General features: G+C 68.8%; 24 protein-coding genes. 7 read left to right on the top strand and 17 right to left on the bottom strand.

All coding sequences use genetic code 11. The features are described from left to right. Positions 1–159 precede the first annotated feature (159 nt). Genes sppA through AB1824_02885 form a run of 3 tightly spaced genes read right to left on the bottom strand, consistent with a single transcriptional unit; the run spans position 160 to position 3,816 of the window. Positions 160–1,968 (bottom strand): signal peptide peptidase SppA, encoded by a 1,809-nt coding sequence (gene sppA, locus AB1824_02895; protein MEW5763901.1) that lies wholly within the window; start codon positions 1,966–1,968, stop codon positions 160–162. A gap of 52 nt (positions 1,969–2,020) precedes the next feature. After that, the gene (locus AB1824_02890; GenBank protein ID MEW5763900.1) at positions 2,021–3,388 is read right to left on the bottom strand and encodes a sigma-54 dependent transcriptional regulator; all 1,368 of its coding nucleotides are present in this window, start codon (positions 3,386–3,388) and stop codon (positions 2,021–2,023) included. Continuing rightward, a complete protein-coding gene (locus AB1824_02885) occupies positions 3,385–3,816 on the bottom strand; it encodes a hypothetical protein (GenBank protein MEW5763899.1) in 432 nt (143 codons plus the stop codon). The genes AB1824_02890 and AB1824_02885 overlap by 4 nt, the downstream gene beginning before the upstream one ends. Positions 3,817–3,921: 105 nt before the next feature. On the opposite strand from AB1824_02885, the gene AB1824_02880 reads away from it, so the two are divergent. Both AB1824_02880 and AB1824_02875 read left to right on the top strand, forming a co-directional pair. Beyond that, entirely contained in the window at positions 3,922–4,254 is a 333-nt protein-coding gene (locus AB1824_02880) for a polymer-forming cytoskeletal protein (protein ID MEW5763898.1), read from the top strand. Between the two features lie 4 nt (positions 4,255–4,258). Further along, positions 4,259–4,864 carry a helix-turn-helix domain-containing protein gene (locus AB1824_02875; protein MEW5763897.1) on the top strand — a complete coding sequence of 202 codons (606 nt, stop codon included), beginning with the start codon at positions 4,259–4,261 and terminating at the stop codon, positions 4,862–4,864. On the opposite strand, the gene AB1824_02870 is transcribed toward AB1824_02875, so the two are convergent. Genes AB1824_02870 through AB1824_02860 form a run of 3 tightly spaced genes read right to left on the bottom strand, consistent with a single transcriptional unit; the run spans position 4,764 to position 7,395 of the window. Beyond that, complete coding sequence (locus tag AB1824_02870; protein ID MEW5763896.1) at positions 4,764–5,933, bottom strand: glycosyltransferase; 1,170 nt, start codon at positions 5,931–5,933, stop codon at positions 4,764–4,766. The genes AB1824_02875 and AB1824_02870 overlap by 101 nt on opposite strands. Positions 5,934–5,962: 29 nt before the next feature. Next, positions 5,963–6,598 (bottom strand): lytic transglycosylase domain-containing protein, encoded by a 636-nt coding sequence (locus AB1824_02865; protein MEW5763895.1) that lies wholly within the window; start codon positions 6,596–6,598, stop codon positions 5,963–5,965. Then, entirely contained in the window at positions 6,595–7,395 is an 801-nt protein-coding gene (locus AB1824_02860; GenBank protein ID MEW5763894.1) for a hypothetical protein, read from the bottom strand. Before AB1824_02860 ends, AB1824_02865 begins: the two co-directional genes overlap by 4 nt. A gap of 211 nt (positions 7,396–7,606) precedes the next feature. Here AB1824_02860 and AB1824_02855 point away from each other — a divergent pair, with 211 nt between their 5' ends. The 5 genes from AB1824_02855 to glmS all read left to right on the top strand — a co-directional run bounded on the left by AB1824_02855 (position 7,607) and on the right by glmS (position 13,336). Continuing rightward, a complete protein-coding gene (locus tag AB1824_02855; protein ID MEW5763893.1) occupies positions 7,607–8,290 on the top strand; it encodes a YggS family pyridoxal phosphate-dependent enzyme in 684 nt (227 codons plus the stop codon). Beyond that, the gene (locus AB1824_02850) at positions 8,290–8,790 is read left to right on the top strand and encodes a DivIVA domain-containing protein (protein ID MEW5763892.1); all 501 of its coding nucleotides are present in this window, start codon (positions 8,290–8,292) and stop codon (positions 8,788–8,790) included. Before AB1824_02855 ends, AB1824_02850 begins: the two co-directional genes overlap by 1 nt. Next, on the top strand, positions 8,790–10,046 hold the full coding sequence (gene hutI, locus AB1824_02845; protein ID MEW5763891.1) for an imidazolonepropionase: 1,257 nt from the start codon (positions 8,790–8,792) through the stop codon (positions 10,044–10,046). Before AB1824_02850 ends, hutI begins: the two co-directional genes overlap by 1 nt. Next, positions 10,043–11,422 (top strand): bifunctional UDP-N-acetylglucosamine diphosphorylase/glucosamine-1-phosphate N-acetyltransferase GlmU, encoded by a 1,380-nt coding sequence (gene glmU / locus AB1824_02840; GenBank protein ID MEW5763890.1) that lies wholly within the window; start codon positions 10,043–10,045, stop codon positions 11,420–11,422. Before hutI ends, glmU begins: the two co-directional genes overlap by 4 nt. Before the next feature lie 87 nt (positions 11,423–11,509). After that, positions 11,510–13,336 (top strand): glutamine--fructose-6-phosphate transaminase (isomerizing), encoded by a 1,827-nt coding sequence (glmS, locus tag AB1824_02835; protein MEW5763889.1) that lies wholly within the window; start codon positions 11,510–11,512, stop codon positions 13,334–13,336. Between the two features lie 34 nt (positions 13,337–13,370). Here the strand turns inward: glmS and AB1824_02830 are convergent, their stop codons facing one another. The 11 genes from AB1824_02830 to rpmH all read right to left on the bottom strand — a co-directional run bounded on the left by AB1824_02830 (position 13,371) and on the right by rpmH (position 23,060). After that, positions 13,371–14,669, bottom strand: coding sequence for a Xaa-Pro peptidase family protein (locus AB1824_02830; protein ID MEW5763888.1), 1,299 nt, complete (start codon positions 14,667–14,669; stop codon positions 13,371–13,373). Then, positions 14,666–15,073 (bottom strand): polymer-forming cytoskeletal protein, encoded by a 408-nt coding sequence (locus AB1824_02825; GenBank protein ID MEW5763887.1) that lies wholly within the window; start codon positions 15,071–15,073, stop codon positions 14,666–14,668. The genes AB1824_02830 and AB1824_02825 overlap by 4 nt, the downstream gene beginning before the upstream one ends. Beyond that, positions 15,070–15,915, bottom strand: coding sequence for a ParB/RepB/Spo0J family partition protein (locus AB1824_02820; GenBank protein MEW5763886.1), 846 nt, complete (start codon positions 15,913–15,915; stop codon positions 15,070–15,072). The genes AB1824_02825 and AB1824_02820 overlap by 4 nt, the downstream gene beginning before the upstream one ends. Next, entirely contained in the window at positions 15,905–16,666 is a 762-nt protein-coding gene (locus tag AB1824_02815; protein MEW5763885.1) for an AAA family ATPase, read from the bottom strand. The genes AB1824_02820 and AB1824_02815 overlap by 11 nt, the downstream gene beginning before the upstream one ends. A gap of 62 nt (positions 16,667–16,728) precedes the next feature. Continuing rightward, positions 16,729–17,328 carry an RsmG family class I SAM-dependent methyltransferase gene (locus AB1824_02810; protein ID MEW5763884.1) on the bottom strand — a complete coding sequence of 200 codons (600 nt, stop codon included), beginning with the start codon at positions 17,326–17,328 and terminating at the stop codon, positions 16,729–16,731. Continuing rightward, positions 17,315–19,144 carry a tRNA uridine-5-carboxymethylaminomethyl(34) synthesis enzyme MnmG gene (mnmG, locus tag AB1824_02805; GenBank protein ID MEW5763883.1) on the bottom strand — a complete coding sequence of 610 codons (1,830 nt, stop codon included), beginning with the start codon at positions 19,142–19,144 and terminating at the stop codon, positions 17,315–17,317. The genes AB1824_02810 and mnmG overlap by 14 nt, the downstream gene beginning before the upstream one ends. Positions 19,145–19,223: 79 nt before the next feature. Then, complete coding sequence (gene mnmE, locus AB1824_02800) at positions 19,224–20,576, bottom strand: tRNA uridine-5-carboxymethylaminomethyl(34) synthesis GTPase MnmE (GenBank protein ID MEW5763882.1); 1,353 nt, start codon at positions 20,574–20,576, stop codon at positions 19,224–19,226. Then, entirely contained in the window at positions 20,569–22,335 is a 1,767-nt protein-coding gene (yidC, locus tag AB1824_02795) for a membrane protein insertase YidC (GenBank protein MEW5763881.1), read from the bottom strand. The genes mnmE and yidC overlap by 8 nt, the downstream gene beginning before the upstream one ends. Positions 22,336–22,345: 10 nt before the next feature. Next, positions 22,346–22,567: a membrane protein insertion efficiency factor YidD gene (yidD, locus tag AB1824_02790; protein MEW5763880.1), complete on the bottom strand. Its 222-nt coding sequence runs from the start codon at positions 22,565–22,567 to the stop codon at positions 22,346–22,348. Then, entirely contained in the window at positions 22,564–22,926 is a 363-nt protein-coding gene (rnpA, locus tag AB1824_02785; protein MEW5763879.1) for a ribonuclease P protein component, read from the bottom strand. Before rnpA ends, yidD begins: the two co-directional genes overlap by 4 nt. Further along, on the bottom strand, positions 22,923–23,060 hold the full coding sequence (gene rpmH / locus AB1824_02780) for a 50S ribosomal protein L34 (protein ID MEW5763878.1): 138 nt from the start codon (positions 23,058–23,060) through the stop codon (positions 22,923–22,925). Before rpmH ends, rnpA begins: the two co-directional genes overlap by 4 nt. Positions 23,061–23,066: the final 6 nt, after the last annotated feature.

Raw genomic sequence — 23,066 nt, 5'->3', positions numbered from 1 at the left:
GGGCCAACCCGACCTCCATGAAAGGGGCCGCACCGGAGGATCCCCATCCGGGCAAGGCCGGACCGCGCTCCATCTTGGAGAAAGACGGCCTGGTTGCGGCGCTCTGATCAGGGAACCCTCTGGACGCCCCTTCCATTCCCTCGGGGCGGCCTCAGGTCCTCATCGGGCGGGACCGGCCAGCGCCCCGGGCAAACCGGCCGGGGCCACCAGGACGAACGGCTCGGAGGCGAGGGGCCTGAGTTGCTCGTACTCGGCGTAGGCCGTGGCCAGTTCAGGCGGAAGGGCGCGGATCTGCCTCGCCCGAACCACCTCCTCGGCGCCCCCATCCAGGAAGGACTCGAAGAAACTCTTGGGGCGCGGGTACACGCGCACCCGGACCCGCTCGTCCTTGGGGATCCCCGCCTTCTCCTTGGCCAGGTCCATGGCCTCCGGGATCCCGCCCAGGCGGTCCACGAGCCCGATCTTCAGGGCGTCCTCACCCGACCAGATGCGCCCCTGGGCCACCCGGTCCACGTCCTCGTAGGACATTTTGCGGCCCTCCGCGGCCTTGGCCACGAAGTCCTGGTAGAAGGCCCTCATCTGCCCCTCGATGATCTTCTCCTGCTCCGGGGAGAACCGGACGCCGGAGCTGAGCATGTCGGCGTTGGCCCCCCTTTTCAGGATCTCCTCCCTGTAATCGATCCAATCGTAGAGCCCTTTGAGGACGAATTTTCCGGACACCACCCCGATGGAACCCGTAATGGTTCCCGGCTGGGCCACGATCCCGTCGGAGCCCATGGCGATGTAGTAGCCCCCGGAGGCGGCCACATCCGACATGGACACGACGACGGGCTTGGACTTCCTGAGAACCTGGACCTGGCGCCAAATGATGTCCGACGCCAGGCCGGATCCGCCAGGGCTGTCCACCCGAAGCACCACGGCCGACACGCCCTTGTCCTCTCCGACCTTCCTCAACCACTTCACAAGGGTGGCGGAGCCCACGTTACCACCGGAGCCGCCGTCTGACCCTTCCCCTTCGCCCGAGATGATCCCACCGCTGGCGAGCACAAGGGCGACGGTTTTTCGAGCCTTGGAGGACGGGTCCACCCGGTGGTCCTTGATGTACTGGTCCATCTCCACACGGTTCCACTTCTCTTCGTTCCCGTTCGCCTTCCTCAGGGCCTCCTCCACCTGGTCCCGGTAGAGCAGGTCATCCACGAGGCCCTCCTCCTTGAGCTGGGCCCCCCAAAGGAATCCGCGGTCCACCTTCGCCATGACGGATTCGGGGGTCACCTTCCGCCCCTCCGCGATGCCGCGGACCATCTGGCCGTACAGGCTGTCCAGGATGGCGTTCGTGGCTTCCCGCTGGGCCTCCGTCATGTCTTTCCGCATGAAGGTGTCGGAGTAGGACTTGTAATCCCCGATGTGGTAGAGCTGCGGCTCCACGCGGATCTTGTCCAGTACTCCGCGGTAAAAGGGAATCTCCGCCAGCAGGCCCGTCAGCATCAGGTTGGCCGAAGGCGGCGCGAAGATCTTGTCGGCCGAGGAGGCCAGGTAGTAGCCCCCGTTGCCCGCGCTCTCAAAGTAGGCCCACACCGGTTTCCCGCTTTTCTTGAAGCGCTCGACGGCGGCACGGATTTCCTGGATCTTGCCGAAACCGGCAGGGATGGCGCCCACATCCAGAAGGACGCCGGTGATCCGGTCGTCCACGGACGCCCGGTCCAGGGCCGCCACCACCTCATGGACCGAGTACACCTTGATCTTGAAAAACTCGGTGAAGAGAGGGTTGGGCGGAAGTTCCTGGAGGGGGCGGTCCAAGGCGATGACCAGCGTGGAGTCCGGCTTCACCGAAACCGCGGGTCCCTTCATGAGGGACGCGAAGCCCGCCAGGGCCAGGACGACGGCGAGGACCAGGCCGACCACCACGACGAGGGCGACGATGAGGCCCCAGCGAACGCGTCGGGGGGCGGATGTTGGATTCTCGCTCATGGGCACACTCCTCCTGCAATCACGTTTAAACGGGTACGCGGGGCTCGGGGTTTCACTCGCCCCCCGCCTCTTCTTTGGCCAGGGCCGCTTCCAGGCGGCTTCCCGTCCAGTCCAGCAGCCGCGCGGCCCTGCGCCGGTCCCCCCCGCAACGTCGGAGGACCTCCCGGGCTCTCCACCGCTCCTCGGCTTCGAGCCAGGCCTCCGGATCTTCCTCCTGCACGGGCGGCGGGTCCGTCCCCCCGGGTGGGGGCATTCGACCGCCCGCGAGAATCTCGGGGCCGATGAGGCCGTCCGCCGGAGCAAGGATGGCTCCCCTCTCCACGCGGTTCATGAGTTCCCGGACGTTTCCCGGCCAAGGCTGGGACTTCATCCAGGAGATCGCCTCCGGCGTGAAGGAGAGGGCCGGGCGGCCCAACTCCCGCCGGAAGTGTACCAGGAAATGCTCGGCCAGGTCCTCCACGTCGCCGGGGCGTTCCCTCAAGGGGGGAATCCGAATGGGAAAGGCGCTCACCCGAAAAAAGAGGTCCTCCCGGAAGCTACCGTCCCGGACCATCCGGGAGAGGTCCCGGTGGGTGGCGCACAGGACCCGGACATCCACCCGAATGGGCCGCGTCCCCCCGACCCGGGTGAAGGACTTGTCCTCGAGGACCCTCAGGAGTTTGGCCTGGAGGGCGGGGCCCATCTCCCCGATTTCGTCGAGAAAGAGCGTGCCGCCGTGGGCGTATTCGATCTTCCCGAGAGCCGAGGCGTGCGCCCCCGTAAAGGCCCCCTTTTCGTGGCCGAAGAGCTCGTTCTCGAGCAGGGTCTCGGGAAGAGCCGCGCAATTCACGGCCACGAAGGGCTGATTTCGCCTCGGGCCCGCGTCGTGGATGGCTCGGGCGAAGAGCTCCTTGCCCACGCCCGTCTCCCCGAGGATGAGGCACGTGGTGGACGTCGGCGCCACCCTGGCCGCCTGCTCCTGCGCCTCCAACAGGAGCCGGCTTTTCCCCCGGATGGGGCGAAACGCCGCGATGCGGTCGAGGTCCGCCGAAAGGGCTTCGTGGACGCGGCCCTGCCGCACCGTATCCAGGGCCCTGCGCACGACCAGCAGAAGGTGGTCGGGATCCACGGGCTTGCTCAGGAAGTCGGCGGCGCCCCCCTTCATGGCCTCCACGGCCGTTTCCACCGATCCGTAAGCCGTGAGGAGCACGACGGGGGCGAGAGGCCAGCGGTCCCTGCTGGCCCGAAGTAGTTCAAGCCCCGTGTGAACGGGAAGCTTGAGGTCCAGCAGCGCCAGATCGTACCCGCCCTCTTCCACGATGGCCATGGCGGCGCGCCCCTCCGCCGCCTCCACCACTTCGAATCCCTCCCGGACGAGCACCTCCGCCACAGCCCTGCGGAGGCTGGCCCGGTCCTCCGCGAGAAGGACGCGGGGGTTCAAGGCTTCGCCTCCTGGGCCAGGCGGCGGAGGACCTGGTCCACCTCCTTGATCCTCCGTTCGGTGTCGGCCATTTCTTTCCTCAGGTTGTCCTGGACCTCTTGGAGGCTCGCCACGTCCTGGGCCAGCATCTCCTTCAGGAGCGCCTCGGTGCTGTAGCTCCCCTGAACCGCGGCCATCCGCGCCGTGAGGTCGGCGAGCCGGTCCTCCAGGGCTTTGCGTTCCAGTTCGTAGCCCTCCCTCCGCCGCCCGGCCACGGCCCGCTCAGGCTCGGGAGGGGTCTCCCAGTCGTAGATGAGGTCGAAGTCGCGGTCCCACGAGAGGGCGACCCCGATGAGGATCGGGTCCGCCTTCGGCCCCTCTCCGGACGATGCCTCCTGAGCTCGTCCGGGTAGGAACGGCAAAAGGAGGAGAAACCCCGTGATCAGCACCCTGCCTACCCTGCGCATGAGACCAGTATAGACGGGCCCGGCCGGGCCACCAAGCCCGCTTCTACGGGAGACTCGCCCGAGGTATAGTGCCGGATGGAGGGTCGCATGGAAACCGTGATCGATGGCGCGGCCCGGGTGAAGGGACGCTTGCGCACCGAGGAGGACCTTCTCTTGGAGGGGTCCCTCGAAGGCGAGATCCGATCCACCGCCTCCGTGCGCGTCGCGCGCGGGGGCCGGGTCCGGGGCCCCGTGAGCGCGCGGCACGTGGTGGTGGAGGGCACGGTGGAGGGGATGATCTGGGGATCCGAGAGCGTGCGCCTCGCCGCGGGGGGCCGCATCACGGGAGACGTTCGCTCCCCCCACATCCAGGTGGAAGACGGCGGGGTGCTCCAGGGGCGGGTACTCACGGAGGAGTCCGCCCCGGTCCGCGGTGAGTGACGCCATGGCCTCCAGGGTGCTGCTCACCACGTGGCAGGCCGCGCGTTACTGCAACGTCAGCCCCTACACGGTTCGCAACTGGATCCGGACGGGAGAGCTGGAGGCCTTCAAGACGCCCGGAGGGCACCACCGCATCCGCCGCCGCGACCTGGATTCCTTCCTCGAGGCCCACGCCATGCCCGTGCCGGAGGCCTTCGTCATCGGATCCAAGCGGGTGTTGTTCCTGGTTTCCGAGGGGAGCCTCCCCGTGGTCCAGGAGACGGCCCTTTGGAGCCCCGATTTGGAGGTCGAGGTGGCGCCGTCGGCCTTCGAGGGGGGGCTCGCCCTCCTGACCTTCCGTCCGCACGTGATCGCGATGGACCTGTCCGATGCCCGCTGGGGCGGAATGGAAACCCTCCGGCGCCTGGCCCGTACGCCCGAGACGGCGCAGGTCCGTCTGGCGGCCTTCGTGCAGGGCCAGGACGTGGACACTTTGGAATCGCTGGAATCCCTGGGCATTTCCGCGGTCTTCACCCACCCCGTGGACCCGGGCCTCTTCCGCCGGTATCTCCGCCGCCTGTTTCCCTACGCCCGGTGGACGGCCCTCCGCCCCCGGGCGCGGGAATCGTGAGGTCTGCGTACAGCCGGGCGTAGGCCCCCGCCATCCGGTCCATCCCGAATTCCAGGATCCGCCGGGCCGCTCCGGACGCGAGGGCCTCCCTCAGGCGAGAATCCCGCGCCAGCCGGTGGACGGCTTCCCAAAGACCTTCCGAATCCGCGGGGGGGACCAGCAGGGCTTCGCGTTCGTGGCGCAGGATTTCCGCCACGCCGCCCACTTCCGAGGCCACGACGGGCACGCCGGCGGCGGCGGCCTCCTTCACCGCGCCCGGCGACCCCTCGCCGGACAGGGAGGGCAGAACCAGAACGTCCAGGGAGCCATAGAAGGCGCGCAGGTCGTCCAGATGACCCAGGAACCTCACGGGAAGCGCCTCGCGGGCGCACATCGCCTCGAGGTCCCCCCTGCAGGGCCCGTCTCCCGCCAGGAGGAGGTGGAGGTCGGAGAATCCGCCCCGCCGGGGCGAAAGGGCCGACAGGAACCGGGCATGGCCCTTGTGGGGAGCCAGGGCCGCCGCCACGCCCACCACGAACGCGCCCTGAGGGACGTGGAGGGATCGCCTCGCTTGGTCTCTTCCCGGCAGGTCCCGGAAGCGCTCCAAGTCGACGCCGCTGTGGATGACCCGGATCCGATCCGGTGCGATTCCGGAGGCCTCCAGCGCTTCCTGGATGGTTCCGCTCACCGCCACCACGACATGGGCCCGCCCGTACTTGATCCGGGAAAGTCTCGAGCGGAGGGGGAAGGAAACCCTGCGGGTGGCCACCACCTTCAGACGAGGATCCAGGGCCGCCGCCACGAGGGCGGGGGTGAGGGCGTGGGCCGTGTGCGCATGAAGGATGCGCGCCCCGAATCGCCGAGCCTCCCTCAGGACGGCCCAAGCCGCCGCGAGATCCCATTCCCCCCGTGGGTTCCAGGACGCCACTTCCACCCCGAGTTCGGCGGCCTTGCGGGCCAGGGGAGCACCGGCCGGAGCGGCGAGGAACCCCCGGCCGCCCGCCTTCGCCAGTTCCCGCAGAAGTCCGAGGGTCTGGACCTCTCCCCCCCGGTAAGTGGCCTCGGTGTTCAGATGGAGCACGGGTCCCACGATTCCTCCCCCCGGACCGGAGCCCCCCCTCAAAGCGTCGGATACAGGGCCAGGATACGGGCGACGTAGGCCCGCGTCTCGGGAATCGGCGGCACCGCCTGCAGGTTCTGAACGCGGTTCACGCCGGCGTTGTAGGCGGCCAGGGTGAGCTCGAGGTCTCCCTGAAAGGTGTCCAGCAGCCATTTCAAGTAGGCCACGCCCCCGCGGATGTTTTCTTCAGGGGAGAAGGGATCTTGGACGCCGAGGTCCTTCTGGGTCCCGGGCATCAGTTGCATCAGGCCCTGGGCGCCCTTGGGGGAGACGGCTCTTGGATTGAAGTTCGACTCCACGCGGATGAGCGCCGCCACGAGCTTCCAGTCGATCTGGTTCTCCTGGCAGTAGCGCGCGATGAGATCTCGAAAGGGAAGGGATTCAGGGAGCATGGCCTCGGGGTCTTCCAGGTTGGGCGGAGGAACGTAGCCCTCGTACCGACGGAGAATGGACTCGGCGGGCACGCCCATCTGCCCGCCGCCGGGCAGGTGAAGGACCACCAGGCCGTCGGAGGGCTCCACCCTCTCCGCCACGAGGGAGCGCTCGGATTGAAAGACCACGAGCTCCATGGCCCCGAGGGGGACGGCCCCGAGGCACGCCAGGAGGATGCCGGCCCGTGTCACCGCGCGCTTCACGCCAGTTCCCCGAGGGAGGCGAAGAAACGGTCGTTCCCCGATGGGTGGTACGTGGCCCGGTCCGGATCCAGCAGGCACGTGCGCGCGTCCAGGGGAGAGAGGTCCTTGAAAATGAGGGACAGGCGCGCCTCCTTGCCGCCTTCCCGGGCCAGAAAGGCCGCCAGGGTGGCCACCATTCCGTAGGAGAGCTTCCCGGCGGAAGAGGAGGAGGGCGGCTTTCCCCCCGCGAATCGGCGGAAGGCGCTGGCCAGGATCCCGGACCGTGCCGGCTCCACTCCGTTGTACTTCAGGAAGATCTCCCGGAATGTCCCCTGGAGGGTGATCGGAACGTACTCCATGACGGCGAGCGAGGGAGAGGCGGGATCGTCGGTGAGGTAGAGGGCCGCGTACACCGTGGGACGGTCCCACTGGACCGAAGGGTCCAGCGGTTCCAGGGCGCTCCCGCAGAGAAGGCCGTACCGCGGGTCGATCCGGAGAAGGCTGGCGATCCCCCGGGTTTTCAGATAGGCCCGCAGATGCAGGGCGAGGTCCCGGAGGGGCCGGGAGGCCCTCCCCTCGCCGTGGAGGAGTACGAACACCTCCCTCCGGCCGGAAAGGGCGTCCTGCTCCTGCAGGAGAAAGAGAGTCAGGGACGTGGCGCCGAGGACGCCGGCCGTCCAGGTGGACTCGATGCGCGCCTCCTTGAGGTGCTGGGGCAGGGGGAGCCCGTCCGCGCTGCCGGCGCCCCGATGGTTCAAGACCGCCAGGAAGTCCTCCATGAGCAGTCCGTCGTAGCGAAGGGTGGATCCGCTGGGCACCTGAACCTCCGGCCCTTCAGGATAGGGCAGATGGCCCCTCCGGGCAAACGGCGAAGGGGCAAGAGGGAGGAAGGGCCTTCTTTCTTTGCTTCGCAACTCCTTCAAACACAAGGCCTTTCTTGGGGGACGCGCGCCCCATTCCTTGACTTGTCAAGCGCCCGTCTCCTACTGTAGGGCCATGGAGACGCCGGCGACACAGCTAAAAGGCCGCTTGGCGGCCGTTCAAAGGGCTCTGGACACGGCGGCGGCGGGGGCGGGGAGGCCTCCCGGATCGGTGCACCTGATGGCGGTGGTCAAGACTCAACCCGCCGCCCACGTATCCGCCGCGGCGGACCTCGGGGTCCGGATGTTCGGAGAGAACCGCGTCCAGGAAGGAGAAGCACGCTGGGCCGAACTCCCCGAGGACCTCAGAGATCGGGTGCGGCTCCATTTCATCGGGCGGCTTCAGGCCAACAAGGTCCGGAGGGCCCTCCGGCTCTTTGACAGCCTGGATAGCGTCGATTCCCCGATCCTGGCCCGGCGCCTTTCTCGCATCGCGGAGGAGGAGGGACTCGTCCGGGAGGTTATGATCGAAGTGAACCTGGGCGAAGAGTCGCAGAAGGGAGGGGTGCCTCCGGAGGAGGCGGGGGACCTGGCCCGCCTGATCCTGGACCTTCCCGGGCTCCGGCTGACGGGCCTCATGGGCGTCCCCCCCCTGGGGGAAGATCCGGAAGCGTCGCGCCCGCATTTTCGCAGATTGGCCGATCTCTTTGGCCGCCTGAGGTCCTTCCACCCGGAACCGGAATGCATGCGGTGGCTCTCCATGGGGATGAGCCACGATTTTCCCGTGGCCGTGCAGGAGGGGAGCACCCTCGTGCGCATCGGGACCGCCCTCTTCGGTCCCAGGAGGCCCTGATGACGACGCGCAAACCCCTGTCCCCCATCGAAATCCAGACCGCCGTATTCCGCCGGACCTTCCGGGGATTCGACCCGGAGGAGGTGCATCTTTACCTCCAGGCCGTGGCCGAGTCCTACCAAACCCTGACCCTTGAAAACCAGCGCCTCCAAAAGGACGTGGAGCACCTCCAGAGCGCCCTCGACGAATTCCGGCGCCGGGAAGGGCTCCTCCGGGATGCTCTGTACACGGCTCAGAAGGTCTCCGACGACATCAAAGCCCAGGCCCTTCGAGAGGCCCAAAGCACCGTCCAGGAGGCGGAGGTCCGCGGGCAGGCCCTCGTCCAGCAGGCGCAGGTCCGGGCCCACGCCGTGGAGCGGCAGATCCTCGACCTGAGGATGGAGCGCGAATCCATGCTCCAGGGGATGCGGGACCTCACGGCCCGGATCCTGGCCCTCGTCGAGGCGCTGGAGGAATCCAAGACCCGGGACAACGTGGCGTCCATGGGGCGGGAGGGCTGATGGCGGCGGATTTCGACCTTCTCGTGGGTCCCGTCGGCTGCCTGGTCCCCTGCGCGGGTCCCGCTCCGCGCCTCGGCGCCGCCTTGAAGGTCCTTCCCACCCTCTCCCCCGGGGCCCTGGGCGTCCGCGGGGGCCGCGTCGCCTTCGCGGGGCCTTGGAAAGAGGTGCATGACGCCTCCGCCCGGGAGCGGGTGGCCCTGCCAAAGGGGACCCTCCTGCCGGGTCTCGTGGACCCGCATACCCACGTTCCCTTCCTGGGGGACCGGGCCCACGAGCTCCGGTTGCGCCTCGAGGGCGCCACCTACATGGAAATCGGCCGTGCCGGAGGAGGCATCTTGAGCACCATGGCCGCCGTGAGGCACGCCTCCGCCGACGAGCTTCACGCCTCGGCCCGGCGCCTGGCGGCCCGGTTCTTGAGCCACGGCGTCACGACCTTCGAAGCCAAGAGCGGATACGGACTGAACGAGACCGACGAGATCAAGCAGCTGGAGGTCATCCGGCGCCTGGCCGGCGAGGGGCCGCAGACGGTGACCCCGACCTTCCTCGGGGCCCACTTCGTTCCTCCCGAGTTCCGCGAGTCCCCCTCGGAGTACGTGGACCTGCTCGTGGACGGCCTCCTCCCGCGCGTGGCGCGGGAGGGGCTTGCGCGATTCTGCGACGTGTTCTGTGAGGACGGCGCCTTCACCCCCGACCAGTCCAGGCGCATCCTGCTGGCCGCCAAGGAGCTGGGGCTTCTTCCCCGGCTCCACGCCGACGAAATCGTGGACACCGGAGGCGCGGCCCTGGCCGCGGAGGTGGGTGCCGTGAGCGCCGACCACCTCATGGCCGCTTCCCCTCGGGGAATCGAGGCCATGGCCCGGGCGGGCGTGTGCGCCACCTTTCTTCCCGGGACCTCGTTCTACCTGAGAAAGCCCTATGCCCCCGCCCGCGCCTTCATCGAGGCCGGGTGCCCCATCGCCCTCTCGACGGACTGCAACCCCGGCTCCAGCTACACGACCAACCTCCTTCACGTCTGCGCCCTCGCCGTCTTCGGGATGGGGCTGCTCCCCGAGGAGGCCCTGTGGGCCGTGACCCTGAACGCCGCGTACGGTTTGCGCCTGCATGAGGATGTGGGATCCCTCGAGGCCGGCAAGCGGGCCGATTTCACCCTCTGGGACGCCCCGGACTACCTTCACCTCTTCTACCCTTACGGGGAGGCCCAGCTCGCCGCCACCTACTGCGCGGGCCGGCTCGCGTGGAGCAAGGAGACATCATGAAACGCCTCGTCGTCGTCCTGGCCGCGGGCCAGGGCACCCGCATGAAATCCCCTCGGGCCAAGGTTCTCCATCCCGTCCTCGGCCGGCCCATGGCGATCCAGACCCTCGCGTCCCTGGAAACCCTCTCGGCGGACCGCACCTTCGTCGTGGTGGGCCACCAGCGCGAAGCCGTCCAGGAGGCGCTCTCTTCCTGCGGGGTGACCTGCGTCGTTCAGGAGCCACAGTTGGGAACCGGCCACGCCCTCATGGCTTGCCGGAACGCCATCGAGGCCGAGGGCCCGGCCGAGGTCCTCCTCGTGCCCGGCGACGCCCCCCTTCTTCCGGGCGACGCATTGGCGGGAATGTGGGACACCTTCCACCGCTCGGGAGAGGCGGCCGCCGTCGTCACGCTGCGCCTGGAGCGGCCCTTTGGGTACGGCAGGATCCTGCGGGACGGGGCATCCCTCGTCCGGATCGTGGAGGAGCGGGACGCCAAGCCGGAGGAGCGGGCGCTGACCGAGGTGAACTCGGGGGTCTACTTCTTCCGGTCCCCCGGCCTCTGGGCTCTCCTCGAACGGGTGGGCCGGGACAACGCCCAGGGAGAGTATTACCTGACGGACCTCTTCGCCCTCCTGCACCGGGAGGGCCGTTCCGCCTCCCTCTTCGCCGCCCCTGACCCGAGGGACTGGCTCGGAATCAACACCCAGGAGGAGCTGGCCCGCACCACCCAACGGCTCCGAGAGGACCTGGTGCGGCGGTGGATGGAGGCGGGAGCAACGGTCATGGATCCCCCCTCCACCTGGATCGAGGCCGGAGTGAGGCTCGGCGCGGGGGTCGTCCTCCATCCCTTCGTCCGCCTGTGCGGCACCACCCGCCTCGAGTCGGGGGTGGAGGTGAGGAGCTTCAGCGTCCTGACCGACTGCGAGATCGGGGAGGGCACCCTGATCAAGGAGCATTGCGTTCTCGAGAGGACCGCCGTCGGCCCCCGCTGCATCCTGGGCCCCTTCAGCCGCACCCGGGAGGGGACGGTTCTGGAGGAGGGGGTCCACCTTGGGAACTTCGTGGAGACCAAGAAGGCCCGCCTCGGCAAGGGGGTCAAGGCGAACCACCTTTCCTACCTGGGCGACGCCACCGTGGGCGCGGGCTCCAACATCGGCGCGGGAACCATCACCTGCAACTACGACGGCCGGATGAAGCATCCGACGGTCCTGGGCGAAGGGGTGTTCGTGGGAAGCGACACCCAGCTCGTGGCCCCCGTCACGGTCGGGGACGGCGCGTACATCGGCGCGGGCGCCACGGTCACGAAGGACGTTCCCGCCGGAGCCCTCGCCATCTCGCGGGTTCCGCAAAAAAACGTGGAGGGGTGGGCCGAACGGAAGAAGGCGCGAGGCCGCTGATCCGCCGGCCGATGGGGAGCGGTCCTTGCTGACCCCGTCGGCGGAGCCCGGCGCGGGGGCGGCGTATACTCGTTTCAGGAGGCGGTCATGTGCGGGATCGTGGGCTACATCGGCCCCAAGGACCCGGTGCCCATCCTGATGGACGGGCTCAAGCGGCTCGAGTACAGGGGATACGATTCGGCGGGCATCGCCGTCTTCGAAGGGGACGGCCTCCGGACCGAGCGCGCCGCCGGGAAGATCGTGAACCTGGAGGACAAGCTGAGGCTGAACCCCTTGCGCGGCGCTTACGGGCTCGGCCACACCCGCTGGGCGACCCACGGGAGGCCCACCGAGGAAAACGCCCACCCCCACACCGACTGCGCGGGGCGCCTCGTGGTCGTTCACAACGGGATCATCGAGAACTACCTGGCCCTCAAGGAGGAACTGATCGGCCGCGGCCACACCTTCCGGACGGAGACGGACACGGAGGTGGTGGCCCACCTGCTCGAGGAGCAGGGGGATGACCTGGAAGCGGCCATGGGCGCCGTGGCTCGACGCCTGGCGGGCATTTTCGCCCTGGCGGCGGCCAGCGCGAGGGACCCCGGACGGATCGTCGCGGCCCGGATGGGCCCGCCCCTCGTCGTCGGGCTCGGCCGCGGCGAGAACTTCGTGGCCAGTGACATCCCCGCCATCCTCAGCCACACCCGGGACATGGTGTTTCTGGACGATGGCGAGATCGCCGTGGTGACGGAAGAGTCCATCCGGTTCACGGATTTCGAGGGCCGGCCCCGGACCAAGTCCCCCACACGGATCGCCTGGGACCCCATCCAGGCCGAGAAGGCCGGGTTCAAGCACTTCATGCAGAAGGAGATCTTCGAACAGCCCCGGGCGGTGGCGGACACCCTCGTGGGACGAATCTCGCTGGACCGGGGACAGGTCTTCCTCGAGGAGGTGGGGCTGTCGGACGAAACGGCCCGAGAGGTTCGAAGGGTCCTCCTGGTGGCGTGTGGGACCTCCTGGCACGCGGGCCTCTGCGCGCGGTACCTCCTGGAGGGTCTCGCCCGCCTCCACGCGGAGGTGGATTACAGTTCCGAGTTCAGGTACCGGGACCCCCTCGTGGATGCGTCCACCCTGTGCGTGTTCATTTCCCAGTCAGGGGAGACGGCGGACACCCTCGCCGCCCTTCGGGAGGCCAAGTCCAAGGGGGCCCCCACGCTGGCCATCTGCAACGTCGTGGGGAGCATGCTATCCCGGGAGGCGGACGGCACGCTCTTCACCCACGCCGGTCCCGAAATCAGCGTGGCCTCCACCAAGGCCTTCACGACCCAGCTCGCCGCCTTGAGCCTTCTGGCGCTTCACCTGGCCCAGGTCCGCGGCGTGCTCTCCTCGGAGGATCTGCGCCCGAGGCTGCAGGCCCTCACCTCCCTCTCCGGGCTCATGGAGCAGGCCCTGGCCCTGGAGCCCCAGATCGAGGACGTGGCTCGCCGATACAGCCGCTACCGGGACTTCCTGTACCTGGGACGGGGCATCCAGTATCCCATCGCCCTGGAGGGAGCCCTGAAGCTGAAGGAGATCTCCTACATCCACGCCGAAGGGTACCCTTCGGGCGAAATGAAGCACGGTCCCATCGCCCTCATCGACGAGAACCTCCCTGTGGTGGCGGTGGCGCCCCGGGACGACGTCTACGGAAAACTGCTGTCCAACCTGGAAGAGGTCAGGGCCCGCGACGGCAAGGTGATCGCCGTGTGCAACGAAGCCGACGCCCGCCTGAGGGGCCTGGCCGACGAGGTCTTCCTGGTCCCGGAAACGGATCCCCTTCTGATGCCGATCCTGACCGTGGTCCCCCTTCAACTCCTGGCCTATCACATCGCCGTCAAGCGGGGGGCCGACGTGGACCAGCCCAGGAACCTCGCCAAGAGCGTCACGGTGGAGTAGGCGGCGGAGGGGAGGGATCCCTCCGCCGATCGCCTCAGACGATCCAGCGCCTTCGGCGGGCGGCGAGCCGGCGCTCGATGTCGCGCCGCGTACGCGGGGCCGATGTGAGGAGGCGGGCGCCCGAGGGCGTCACCACCACGTCATCCTCGATCCGGACCCCCAGGCTCTCCCCGGCGATGTACACGCCCGGTTCCACGGTAAGGACAACGCCCGGCTCGAGCGGCAGGTCGTAGGAACCCGTGTCGTGGGCTTCGAGCCCGAGGTAATGACTGGTGCCGTGGAAGAAATGGGCCTCGTGGCCGGCCTTTCGAATGATCTCGAGGGCCGCCTGGTGGACGTCGCGAACCAGGACTCCCGGCCGTACCGCGGCGACGGCCGCATCATGGGCCTCGAGAACGAGGTCGTACACTTCGGCCTGGCGTCGGGTGAACCTCCCGGAAACCGGGAAGGTCCGGGTTTCGTCGGCGCAGTACCCGCCCATCCGGGCTCCCACGTCGCAGATCACCAGGTCCCCGGCCTCCATCCGGCGCCGGTTCTGGCCGTAATGGAGGAGGCAGGAGTTGGGCCCCGAGCCCACGATGGAGGCGAAGGCCCGTTCCCTCGCCCCCGAGGCCGTAAAGACGTATTCCACCAGGGCCTGCACCTCGTATTCGTACAGGCCGGGCCTCAGGTGGCCCAGCACGGTGCGCAGGGCCGCGTCCGTCGCCGCCGCCGCGCGGGCCATTCGCTCGAGTTCGTCCGGGTCCTTCACCCGCCGAAGATCTCCGAGCAGGCGGCCCGCGTGGAGCACGGCCAGGTACGGCATCCGATCCAGGAGGCGTCGGGCCACGGGATCGTCGGGCCTGGGGTCGGGAGCGTCCACGGGAAAATCGAGGAAGAGGACCTCCGCCTGGCGGAGGGGCCGGACCAGGGCGTCCTCCAACTGGTGCGCGAGCAGGATCCTGTCGAAACCCGTCTGTTTCATCGCTCGCAGGCGCTTGGGATCGGGCGCCGCCTGGGCCGTGAGACCGCCGGGGTCCAGCCCGGGTCCGTTCCACCGGTCCTTCGCCGGGTCGGCCGGTGGGAGAAGCAGGGTCTCCTCCGCCCGGTCCCGCTCGAGAACCACGAGGAGGGAGGCTCCGGGCAGATCCAGACCCGTCAGGTAGTAGAAATTCGGAGATACGCGGAAGCTCTCCAGCCCCGCCTCGGACCCCGAGAAGAGGATCGCAACCCCCCGTCGGCCACCCGCCGCCTCCAGAAGGCGCTTGGTCCACTCCTCCCGGCGCCGCTTCGTAACTTGGGGAGGTACGTCGGCCCTTCGAACGGTCGGTCCCCCCGCCGGTCGGGCGCTCATTTCCCGCCGCCGCCCTGAGTGGGCTTCTTCTCCGCCGGTGCCTCGGCCCCGCGGGCGGAGGCGAGCCGCAGCGTGCCCTCCACGAAACCCCCGTCCATCACCGTCAGGAGCGGGGAGGTCATCTCCAGCTCTCCCAGAAGACGGCCCTTGGGGTGGATTTCCACAGGGCCCTTCACGAGGGCCTTCCCTTCGACCCGGCCGTACACCACGAGGGAGTTCACCTCCAGCTCGCCGCTCACCTTTCCCTTCTCCCCCACCACGAGCCGATCCGACCGGAGCACCTTGCCCTTGAATTCGCCGTCCACGCGGAAGGTCTGCGTGAAGGTGAGGGTCCCCTCCATGACGACGCCCTCTCCGAGCATCCCCCCCACCTGGGTCACCTCGCCGGGCCGCTTTCCCATCATGGATTTCTCCCCTTCTCTCCCAGGAGCCGGTCGTACAGGGCCTGGAGTTCGTCCTCATTGCGGAAGGAGACGACCACCCGGCCGCCCTTCCCCCGCCGCTGGATCTCCACCCGCAGGCCGAGGTGGCGCCCCAGCGTCCTGGCCGCCTTCTCCGTGTCAGGGTCCAAGGACGGGTTCGCCGGACCCCGCGGCTCTCTGACCCGAAAGGCCTCGGCCTCCCGCACCGATAGGCCGCGGCGGAGGATCGCGTCGAGCAGGGCCGCCTGGTCCTCCCTGCGGCGCCGGGAAAGGATGGCCTTGGCGTGGCCCACGCTGATCCGTCCCTCTTCCAAGGCGGAGAGGGCGGGCTCGGAGAGGTGGAGCAACCGCAGCATGTTCGCCACGGTGGCCCGCTCTTTCCCCACGCGCCGCGCCACCTCCTCCTGGGTGAGCTCCAGATCCTCCACGAGGAGCCGGTAGGCCCGGGCCTCCTCCACGGGATTGAGGTCGTCCCGTTGGAGGTTCTCCACGAGCGCCAGTTCCAGCATCTGCGCGTCGGCGGCCTCCTTGACCAGGACGGGTACCCGGTGGAGCCCCGCCTTCTGGGCCGCCCGCCAGCGCCGTTCTCCCGCGATGATCTCGTAGGAGCCGTCGGAAGGGCGGACGAGGATCGGCTGGAGGATCCCGTTGGACGAGATGGACCGGGCCAGATCCTCGAGGGATTCCTCCTGGAACCGGGCCCGAGGCTGGCGCGGGTTGGGTCTCAGGCGATGGATCTCCACCTCCAGGACCCGCCTGGCCTCCGGGCCGGGCGTGGCGATCAGCGCGTCCAGTCCTCGACCGAGGACGTTCTTAGGATGCATGGGCGAGCAGCTCCTGTGCCATCAAGAGGTACGACTGCGCTCCCCGGGAGGCCACGTCGTACAGGAGGGCCGGGCGTCCGAAGGAGGGCGCTTCGGCCAGCTTCACGTTTCGGGGGATGGCGACACGGAAGACTCGGCCGCCGAAGAACCGCTGCACTTCGGAGGACACTTGCCTCGACAGGTTCGTCCGCTCGTCCACCATGGTGAGGAGGACGCCGGCCACCTTCAGATCGGGGTTCAGGGACTCCCGGACCCGCTCGAGGGTGCGAAGGAGCTGGCTCACCCCTTCCATGGCGAAGAACTCCGCCTGGATGGGGATCAGCACGCTGTCGGCCGCCACCAGGGCGTTGAGGGTGAGGAGGCCCAGGGAGGGGGGGCAGTCCACGAGGATGAAGTCGTAGCGGTCCTTGATGGGCTCCAGGAGGCGCTTCAGGACAAACTCCCGGTCCTGGGCGACGGCAAGCTCCACCTCCGCTCCGGCGAGCGACACCGATCCCGGAAGGAGGCTCAGTCCGGGGAGTCCGCAGGAGACGATGACCTCCTCGGGCGCCTGAGATCCGGAGAGGCAGGCGTAAACCGTGCGGCCGTCCTCTGCGGCGGCCCCCACTCCGGAGGTGCAGTTGGACTGGGGATCGAAGTCCACCAGGAGGACACGGCGCTCGGCGGCGGCCAGCGAGGCCCCCAGGTTGATGACCGTCGTAGTCTTTCCGACCCCGCCTTTTTGGTTGGCCACGGCGATGATGTCTCCCACGTGATTCCTCCCCCGCTCTTGTACCACAGACACGGCCATCCGGGAAGCCCGCCGGACGGCGCTCAGAGATGCGGGTCCCGGTCCCCGGGGGCCACTGTTCCACGTGGAACAGTGGCGGCCAGCAGGGCGATTCCCGCCTCGGGGATGTCGATCCGCCGCACGTCCGCTCCGAGCGCCCGCAGCCATGCGGCGTAGAGCGCCTCCCGATCCCCGCCCGTCCAGACCAGCAACGAGCCGCCCGGCTCCAGGGCCTTGGCGAGTCGCTTGAGCAGTCCCCTCCTCAGGCGAACCCCGCGCACGGTCACGGCCCCGTAGGTCCCGCCGCGCGAAAGTTCCTCCTCCACCGTGGTGCACCGCACCTGGGCCGACACGCCCAACAGGCCCACGGCCTCCCGGAGAAACTGCGCCTTGGCCCCCGAAGGTTCGCACAGGACGAACCCCAGATCGGGCCGGTGGATGGCGAGGGGAAGGGAGGGGATCCCTCCCCCGCTCCCCACGTCCAGAACGGTGGCCCCCCTGGGCAGGAACGGCTCCCCCTGAAGCGATGGGGCGATGCCCTTGCGAAGGACCTCCTGCCGGTCCCGGAAGGCGGTGAGCCCGGCCCCCGCGTTTCGGGAAAGGAGGAGTTCGAGGTAGAGGGCCATCCTGTCATCCGCGCTCAAGTCTTCCCCTCCTTGGCAGGGCGAAACGGATCCGCAGGAGCGCCGCGGGCGTCACGCCCGGAATCCTGGAAGCCTGGTCCAGCGTCTCGGGGCGGACCGCCGTAAGCCGCTCCACCACCTCCCGGCTCAGTCCCGGGATGGCCCCGTACTCCAGATCCCGGGGAAGCCGCAGGGCACGCGCGCCCTTCAGCCTTGCCGCCTCGGCCTTTTCGCGGTCCCGGTATCCCCGGCCCTTGACCTCCGACTCCACGTAGTGGACCTCCAGTCGATCCAGGGCGGCGACCGCCTCCAAGTGGCGCGCCACGGAGGCCAGGGACTCCTCGGGACGACTCAACAGCCTGGCGAGGGACACGCCCTCGCCGTCGATTCGCGCGGAAATCCGCTCCAGATCCGCCAGGACCGAGGCCACCCTGGCCTCCCTCTCCCGCAGGATCCGCAGATCGTCGGGGGACGCAAGTCCGTCCGCCTCGGTCTTCCCCGCCAGGCGCCGGTAGGCGGAATGCCGGTCCAGGAGGAGGCGGAATTCCGCCCGGGAAGTCAACATTCGGTATGGCTCCAGGACCCCCCGCGTGACCAAGTCGTCCACCATCACGCCCAGGTACGCCTCCTCCCGCCCGAGCAGAAAGGGCGCCTCCTTCCGAAGGGCGCGCGCAGCGTTCAGGCCCGCCCAGAAGCCCAGCCCCGCGGCTTCCTCGTACCCCGTGGTTCCCACCACCTGTCCCGCCAGGTACAGACCGGGGACGTGCTTGGCCTCCAGGGTGGCGGACAGGGCCCTGGGGTCCACCGCGTCGTACTCCACGGCGTACCCGTAGCGCACGAACTCCGCCTCCTCCAACCCCGGAACGGTCCGGACGAGCGCCTCCTGGACATCCCTTGGTAGGGAAGTGGACAGCCCGTTTGGATAGATCTCCTCCGACGCGATTCCGTCGGGCTCCAGGAAGACCTGATGGGTCTCGTTGTGGGGAAAGCGAACCACCTTGTCCTCGATGGACGGACAGTACCGCGGACCCAGGCCGCGGATGGCCCCCGTGAACAGCGGCGACCGGTGAAGGGCCCCGAGGATGACCTTTCGGGTCTCCGGAGTGGTGCGGGACAGGTGGCAGGACACCTGAGGGAGGCGCGGAAAGGGCCGGCTCAGAACCGAGAAGGGCTCGGGGTCACGGTCTCCCTCCTGAGGGGTGGTGCGGTCCCATCGGACGCTGGCCTTTTTCAATCGGGGCGGAGTGCCCGTCTTGAGCCGGAATAGGGGAAGACCCAGGCGCTGGAGGCACTCGGAAAGCTCGACCGCCGCAAACTCCCCCACCCGCCCGCCCGGGGTCCGCTCGTCCCCCCGGTGCATGAGGCCTCCCAGAAAGGTGCCCGTCGTCAAGATCACGGCCCGGCACCGGAGGGTTCCGCCTCCAAGGAGCCCCACCCCGGCGGCCCGTCCCCCTTCCACAAGGACCCCCACGGCGCGCCCCTCCAGGAGCCGAAGCCCTGGGACCGACTCCAGAATGGCGCGGACGGCTCGATGGTAGGCCTCCCGGTCGTTCTGGCTCCTCAGCCCCTGCACGGCGGGACCCCGGCTGGCCCCCAGGAGACGGAAGTGGATCCCCGTGTCGTCGGCGGCCCGCGCCATGAGTCCGCCCAGCGCGTCGATTTCGCGGACGAGGTGGCCCTTCCCCAGGCCTCCGATGGCCGGGTTGCAGGACATGAGGGCGAGGGCTTTGAGGGAGTCGGTGAGGAGGACCGTGTCGAGCCCCTTTCGGGCCAGCACCCTCGCCGCCTCCGCCCCGGCGTGGCCGCCCCCTACGACCACGGCGTCGCACGACCTCATGAAAGGCCCCCCCCCGGAATCCGGGCGGATCCCCAAGGAGCCGCATCGGGTGTCTCGCGCCGGATCGCCATGGAGCGCCTCACTTCCCGATGCAGAAGCGGGAGAAGATGCGTTCGTAGAGCTCCTCGTCCGATCCCTCACCCGAGAGGGCCTCTCGAAGCCACCGATGGGCCGCGGAAAGGGCGCTCAGACTGACTTCGAGCCCCACGCCTTCACGATGTCCCTGGAGGGCTTCCGCCACGGCGGCGGCGGCCCTGGACACGGCCTGCGCCTGCCTCTCCCCGGCGGGCGGGATTTCCCCTCCCGTCGGGGGAACCTCCCCCATCCAGGCCCTGAGGGCCCCCACAAGCTCATCCAGGCCCTGCCCCGTGAGGGCGCTCACGGGCAGGGCGCCCGGGTGGGTCGGCCCAGCGGAGCACAGGTCCCGCTTGTTGGCCAGCGTAAGGATGGGAGGGCGCTCGAGGCGGGCGAGAACGGCCTCCTCCTCCTCCCCCCACCCCTTCGAAGCGTCGAAAACCAGAAGGGTGCCATCCGAGGCCGCCGCAGCCTCCAGACCGCGCTCCACGCCGAGGCCCTCCACCTCGCCCACGGCCTCCCGGACCCCCGCCGTGTCCTTCACGACGAGGGGAAGGCCGCCGATTTCCAGCGTCTCTTCGAGCACGTCGCGGGTGGTTCCGGGATGGGGCGTCACCAGGGCTCGCTCCCGGCTCAGGAGCCGGTTGAACAGGGAGGATTTGCCGGAATTGGGCGGCCCCACGATGGCCACGCTCCAGCCCCGCTTCATCCTGGCCCCGATCTCCCCTTCCCGCGCGAGGGCGGCCAGACCGGAGGCCAGCCCTTCGAGCTCCGCCGTCTCCTGCGGGGAGGCCGCCTCCCCCAGCTCCTCAGGAAAATCGAGCCGGGCCTCCCAGGCCGCCCGGAGCTCCAGCAACCGCGCGCTCAGGCCCGACAGGCGCCCGGCGAGGCGCCCGCCCAGCGCCGAGGCCGCCCTCAGGGCGAGGGCCTCGGTATCCGCGGCGACCATGGCGTCCACCGCCTCCGCCTCCGTCAGGCTCATCTTACCCAGGCTCACGGCCCTCCAGAGGAACTCCCCGGGGCGCGCCTGCCGGATCCCGAATCGGAAGCAGAGATCCAGGCACCCTCGAACCACCCCCGGAGACCCGTGTACCTGGATTTCCGCAACGTCCTCGCCGGTGAGCGAATCGGGCCCCAGGAAAAGGACCGCCAGGGCGCGGTCCAGAGGCCTTCCATCCTCCCGACGCAACTCTCCCAGGCACAACCGCCGGGGGGCTTCGGAGGGCGGGGGACCCACAGGGTGGAAGTGGCTCTCAAGAAAAGGCCCGGCCAGCGGGCCCGAAATCCTCACCACCCGAACGGCGCCCCTCCCGGGGGGAGTGGCCTCCGCCGCGATGGTCCCTCCCAGATCAGGCACGGGAGGGACGGGACGGCCCCTTCGGCGTGGACTTTCGGGCCTTCTCGGCCTCGAGGGCCCGGGCCGCCGCCTGACGGTTGATGAGGGCCTGTTGCCCCATGGTCAGGACGTTGTTGGCGAGCCAGTAGACCGTCAGTCCCGCGGGAGCCCAAAGGCAGAACCAGGTGAACATGACGGGCATGAACCAGAGCATGAGTTTTTGAGCCCCCTCCAGGCCCTGGGAACCCGACATCCGGGTGGACACGATCATGGTGGCGCCCATCAGAAGCGGCGTGACGTAGTAGGGGTCGGGGATCGAGAGGTCCTGGATCCACCCGAAGAAGGGGGCGCCCCGGAGTTCGATCGCCCTGGGGAGGAGTTCGAAGAGGGCGAAGAAGATGGGCATCTGCAGGAGGAGCGGGAGGCACCCGCTCATCTGTCCGAGGGGATTGATGCCCTCCTTCTGGTACAGGGCCATCATCTCCTCGTTCATTTTCTGCCGGGTGGCCATGTCCTTTCCCATCTTCTTGTACTTGGCCTTGATCCGGTCCACCTGGGGCTTGAGGCGCTTCATGGTGTCGCCCATCTGCTTCATTTTCACCATGGAGCCCTGGGTCAACGGATAGAACGCGACCTTGATCAGCAAGGTGATGAGGATGATGGCGATCCCGTAGTTTCCCGCGAAGGAGTAAAGCTTCTTCAGGCCCCACAGGAGAAGTCCGCACAGGGGGGTGAGCCATCCCCAGTCGGTGAGGCGGTTGAACTGGTCCGCGACGCCCGAAAGAAGCCCCCACTGCTTGGGTCCAAGGAAGAGCCTCCCCTTCCCCGTAAATCCGGCCACCAGCGTGATGTCGTTTTCCGCCGGATGGACCTTTTGCAGCTCGGGTGAAAGGGCTTCGGTGACCACCCGCACCCAGGGCATCGGGGCATCCGGCAGGAGCGCCGCGGCGAAGTAGTTGTTGCTGATGGCGGCCCAGGCGATGGGACCCTTCGTCCCGTAGGAGTCGGTGACGGGCGCCTTGTCCCCGGTCACCTTGTCGGCGCGCTTGACCTTCTTGAAGCTCCCCGCCTCCAGCAAGCCCACGTACTCCTGCTGGAAATACCGGTTCTTGGCCTGCTGCGCGTTCAGGGCCGCGAAGCCGGGTCCCCAGGCCAGCGGAACCGGTGAAAGCGCCTTGCCGTCCATCTCGGCCGAGGCCTCGAATCCCAGGAGGTAGCCCGCGCCCGGAAGGGTAAAGACCTTCCGGACCGCGTTTCCCTTCCCGTCCGACCAGGAGAATTCGGCCACCTTCTCCCCCGCCGGTCCCGTGCGTTGTTCCACGTGGAACAACGCCTGTCCGGCGGCATCGTCGAAGGCCTTGGTCCCCGACTGGATCGCGAGGGGGTACCGCCCCGAAGCCGCCGACAGGGGTGAGACGAGCTCGTCCAGGGGTCCGTCCTTCAACCGGTACTTCTTCAATTCTACGCGGGTGAGAACGGCGCCACGGTTGCTCAGGACCAGCCGGAGGTCCTCGCTTTCCAAGGTGATCTGCCGTTCCGCGGTATCCGCCACGGTCAAGGCGCTCGCCGCGGGCCCCGCGGCCTCCACCGAAGGGGCCGCCAGCGACTCCGCAGGAGGCCTCGCGCCCCCCTGGGCGGCCGGGACGGGCGCGGGGGCGGGAGGAGAACCCTGGCGCGTTCCCGTGAACAGGGACCAGACCCCGATGAGGGCCATCATGACCACCATGGCCACGACAAAACGCTGCGTGCTCTTGGGATCTTCTTGTCCGAGCTGCTCCATCACCCGCTCCTCAGCGCGGCCCGGGCGGACACGGATCGTACCCGCCCTCCGCAAAGGGATGACAGCGCACGATGCGCCGCACCCCCAGCCATGTCCCCCGGAGGGCGCCGAACCTTTCGATGGCCTCCAGGGTATACTGCGAACAGGAGGGCACGAACCGGCAGGCCCCCCCGAGATAGGGCGAGAGGGACATCTGGTAGACGCGAATGGCCCAGATCGCAAGCCGCCTCATTGCGGATACCCCTCACGAGCCAGGCGCTCCGCCACCTTTCGGAAAGCCCCCATGGCCTCGGCCAGCGTAAGCCGAGCCGCCGAATGCCTGGCGTTGACCACGATCCGGCACCCGTCGGGAAGCCCGCCACGCTCCTGGCGAAAGGCCTCCCGCACCAAACGCTTGACCCGGTTTCGCACGACCGCTCCGCCGACCTTTTTGGGCACCGTGACGCCCAGGCGACGCGGCCCGTCGCCCGACGCGGCGTAGAAAACGAGGCACCCCACGTGCATCGCCTTGCACGATCCGTACAGGGCTCTGTATTCGGCGCGGGAGCGAATCCGGTCTTGCTTGGAAAAGGGTCCGGTGGGAACGGTCACGCCGGCGTCAGGCGCCAGCGACCCTTCGCCCGCCGCCGCGAGAGCACCTCTCGCCCGCCGCGCGTGGCCATGCGGGCCCTGAATCCGTGCGTCTTCGCCCTGCGGTGCCGGTTCGGCTGGAAAGTCCGTTTCATGCTACT

The organism is Acidobacteriota bacterium, from assembly GCA_040752915.1.
Classification (GTDB): domain Bacteria; phylum Acidobacteriota; class UBA4820; order UBA4820; family DSQY01; genus JBFLVU01.
This window is presented reverse-complemented; position numbering and strand designations above follow the sequence as displayed.